Source organism: Pseudomonas sp. 05T35 (genome assembly GCF_056396605.1).
Genome location: NZ_JBFTLU010000429.1, coordinates 1 through 3,943, shown reverse-complemented (window position 1 = coordinate 3,943; position 3,943 = coordinate 1). Strand labels below are relative to the sequence as shown.

3 protein-coding genes and 1 tRNA gene are annotated in these 3,943 nt (G+C 59.3%); 1 reads left to right on the top strand and 3 read right to left on the bottom strand.

The window, feature by feature from the left end:
* From AC1DH9_RS24545 to gabD, 3 genes are all read right to left on the bottom strand, one after another.
* A partial coding sequence (locus AC1DH9_RS24545) for a response regulator (RefSeq protein ID WP_477808936.1) occupies positions 1-427 on the bottom strand: 427 nt, incomplete at its 3' end.
* Between the two features lie 136 nt (positions 428-563).
* Positions 564-1,841: a 4-aminobutyrate--2-oxoglutarate transaminase gene (gene gabT / locus AC1DH9_RS24540; RefSeq protein ID WP_477808935.1), complete on the bottom strand. Its 1,278-nt coding sequence runs from the start codon at positions 1,839-1,841 to the stop codon at positions 564-566.
* Between the two features lie 176 nt (positions 1,842-2,017).
* Positions 2,018-3,460, bottom strand: a complete 1,443-nt coding sequence (gabD, locus tag AC1DH9_RS24535; protein WP_477808934.1) for an NADP-dependent succinate-semialdehyde dehydrogenase — start codon at positions 3,458-3,460, stop codon at positions 2,018-2,020.
* Between the two features lie 349 nt (positions 3,461-3,809).
* Here gabD and AC1DH9_RS24530 point away from each other — a divergent pair.
* Positions 3,810-3,886, top strand: a tRNA-Arg gene (locus AC1DH9_RS24530).
* Positions 3,887-3,943: the final 57 nt, after the last annotated feature.

Here is a 3,943-nt window from a genome sequence, read left to right as displayed (position 1 = left end):
GCGTCGGAACGTCACAGGAAACCGTCTGGCCGGCACTCAGGAGCAAGTCCTGCAGGCGCTGAGTCAGACCTTCCATGTTCAGGGGCTTGGTCAGATAGGCCGTCGGGGCCAGCGGCAATACCTCGCGCACGCTGGCGCTGTCGTTACGGTTGCTCATCAAAATGAACGGCAACACCGGGTTACGCCGCCGCTGACGCACGCTGCGCAGCAAACCCAGGCCATCGACGCCGGAAAGCTCCCAATCGGCGATCACCAGGTCATAAGGATTTTCACYCAGCAGCTCCAGCGCCTGCTGGCCATCGCTGCACAGATCCAGTCGCGCATCGCAGCGCACGTGCAGCAACACCTGCTTKAGCAGGTCTCGAGACCAAGGGTCAGACTCAGCGATCAGCACTCGCGGTACAGCCGGTAAATCAACAGCGGTCATCAGTTCACTCCGAGGCAATACCTGCACCTTAGACAATGCTGGCCATTCGATACAGCGCAAAAGCCGCCGATGTGTTTCAAGTGACAAAAAAAACCCGCCGAAGCGGGTTTTTTGTCGATCAGGTCACACTGGGCAATCAGAGCTCGGCGAAGCACTCTTCCATGATCGCCAGACCTTTATCCAGTTGCTCGTCTGGTGCAGTCAACGGCACCAGTACACGCAACACGTTGCCGTAAGTACCGCACGACAGCAGGATCAGCCCCTTGTCGCGCGCCTTGGCCACGACTTTGGCGACGGCGGCGGCGTTAGGCTTGTGGCTGTCGCCGTTTTCGAACAGTTCAACCGCGATCATCGCGCCCAGGGCACGCACGTCGCCGATCACCGGGTACTTGGCCTGGATGGCTTTGAGGCCAGTGACCAGACGCTCGCCGACTGCCTTGCAGCGATCCAGCAGGTGCTCTTCTTCGAACACTTCCATCACCGCCAGCGCAGCGGCGCAAGCGATCGGGCTACCGGYGTAAGTGCCGCCCAGGCCGCCTGGAGCGATAGCGTCCATGTATTCAGCCTTGCCGCACACACCGGCCAGCGGGAAGCCGCCAGCGATGGACTTGGCAAAGGTGGTCAGGTCGGCAGCGACGCCCATCTGTTCCATGGCGAAGAAGGTGCCGGTACGACCAGCGCCGGTTTGTACTTCGTCCGCGATCAACAGAATGCCGTGCTGGTCGCACAGGGCACGCAGACGCTTCATGAACTCTTTCGGCGCAACGTAGAAACCACCTTCGCCCTGAACCGGCTCGATGATGATGGCAGCGATGTCACGCGGCTCGGCGTCGTTCTTGAAGATGCGCTCGATGCTGGCGATCGAATCGTCGATGCTCACGCCATGCAGTTCGTTCGGGTACAGCGCGCGGAAGATGCCGCCTGGCATCAGGCCCATGCCGGCCGAGTAAGGCACGACTTTACCGGTCAGGCCCAGGGTCATCATGGTGCGACCGTGGTAAGCGCCGGTGAAGGCGATCACGCCGGCACGGCCAGTGGCAGCACGAGCGATCTTGATGGAGTTTTCCACGGCTTCGGAACCGGTGGTCACCAGCAGGGTTTTCTTGGCGAAATCACCTGGAACCTTGGCGTTGATTTTTTCGCACAGTTCTACGTACGGTTCGTAAGCCAGCACCTGGAAGCAGGTGTGAGTCAGCTTGTTCAGCTGCTCGGTCACGGCCGCGATGACTTTCGGGTGCAGGTGACCGGTGTTCAGCACGGCAATACCGCCGGCGAAGTCGATGAACTCGCGACCTTCAACGTCGGTCACGGTGGCGTTCTTCGCATGGTCGGCGAAGATCGGGTGAATCTGGCCAACACCGCGTGGTACAGCGGCTTCACGGCGTTTCATCAGGGATGCGTTGGTCTTGCTCATAAAGTCCTCATTCACCGCTCATCGGGCGGCGTGGTCCAAGGAATACGTGGCGGGGAGGCAACTACGGCRGCATGCGATGATCGACTGCCACAGCTTTCCCGGCCACCGAGAAATAACGTTTGAAGCCCGCAAAGGGACAGCGCTCTCGTGCCCTTTGCGTTTAATTCCTTACCTGATCAGATGCCCAGGCAGAGGTATTTGATTTCCAGATAATCTTCGATGCCGTACTTGGAGCCTTCACGGCCCAGGCCCGAGGCCTTGATGCCGCCGAACGGCGCGACTTCGTTGGAGATCAACCCGGTGTTGACGCCGACCATGCCGTATTCCAGGGCCTCAGCCACACGGAACACACGGCCCAGGTCACGCGCATAGAAGTACGAGGCCAGGCCGAACTCGGTGTCGTTCGACATCGCGATCACTTCGGCTTCGTCTTTGAAGCGGAACAGTGGCGCCAATGGACCGAAGGTTTCTTCCTTGGCCACAGCAGCGCTTTTCGGCACGTTGGTCAGGATGGTCGGCTCGAAGAAGTTGCCTTCCATGACCTTGCCACCAGCCAGCAGGGTCGCGCCTTTGCTCAGGGCATCAGCAATGTGCTCCTGAACCTTGGCCACGGCTTTGCCGTCGATCAACGGGCCAGTGGTGGTGCCTTCTTCCAGACCGTTGCCGATCTTGAGTTTGGCCACGGCCACTTTGAGTTTTTCAGCGAACGCGTCGTACACCGAATCCTGAATGTACAGACGGTTGGCGCAGACGCAGGTCTGGCCGTTGTTGCGGTATTTGGAAATGATCGCGCCTTCGACGGCCTTATCCAGGTMCGCGTCGTCGAACACGATGAACGGAGCGTTGCCGCCCAGCTCGAGGGAGACTTTCTTGATGTCCTTGGCGCATTCAGCCATCAGCTGACGACCGATTTCGGTCGAGCCGGTGAAGGACAGCTTGCGCACGATCGGGTTGCTGGTCAGCTCGCTGCCGATGTCGCCGGCGCTACCGGTGACAACGCTCAGCACGCCTTTCGGGATACCGGCACGTTGGGCCAGCTCAGCCAGGGCGAAGGCCGAGTAAGGCGTTTGCGAAGCGGGCTTGAGCACCATGGTGCAGCCGGCGGCCAGGGCCGGGCCAGCTTTACGGGTGATCATGGCAGCCGGGAAGTTCCACGGAGTGATCGCAGCGGTCACGCCGATCGGCTGCTTGATCACGATCAGGCGCTTGTCTGGCTGGTGGCCCGGAATCACGTCACCGTAGATGCGCTTGGCTTCTTCGGCGAACCATTCGATGAAGGACGCGGCGTAAACGATTTCGCCCTTGGCTTCAGCCAATGGCTTGCCCTGCTCCAGAGTCATCAGGCGAGCCAGGTCGTCCTGGTTCTCAATGATCAGTTCGAACCAGCGACGCAGCTTGTTCGCGCGCTCTTTGGCGGTCAGTGCACGCCAGGCCGGCAGCGCTTTGTCAGCGGCTTCGATTGCACGGCGGGTTTCGGCAGCGCCCATTTTCGGCACGGAGCCCAGAATTTCGCCCGTTGCCGGGTTGGTGACGTTGATCGTCTGACCATTGTCCGCATCGACCCAGGCGCCATCAATGAAGGCTTGCTGGCGGAACAACAGGGTGTCTTTAAGCTGCATGTCGGCTTTCCTTAACAGCACCGCGCACGCGCGGAGCAAATTATGATTGTAGAAAGGCGCCTTGAAGGCTGCCGTCAGGGAAATCATTCACCGGGCTGAAGCACATAAATAGCGCACTATTGAAGCTCGTGCGGTTCAGCACCCAGACAAGAGCGTTTGAAATCTCAAACGAATCCTAGGATCAAAGGGGGTAAAGGACAATAGGCTGTTCGAAAAAAAGAACGAAAACGCCGCATTTGCCTTATTTTTCTGATCAACGTAGTAAACACCCGCTCGACGGGCGCGAAACATCAGGCTATTCAGCAGCATGGACGCCCGCAGCGCATATGAGTATCATGGCGCCCGCATTGCACCAGTAGCTCAGCTGGATAGAGTACTGCCCTCCGAAGGCAGGGGTCGTGGGTTCGAATCCCGCCTGGTGCACCATCTTCCTTCCCTTGTATGACAAGGGAATAGCGCTCCTTACAAAAACCGGTCCTGGTC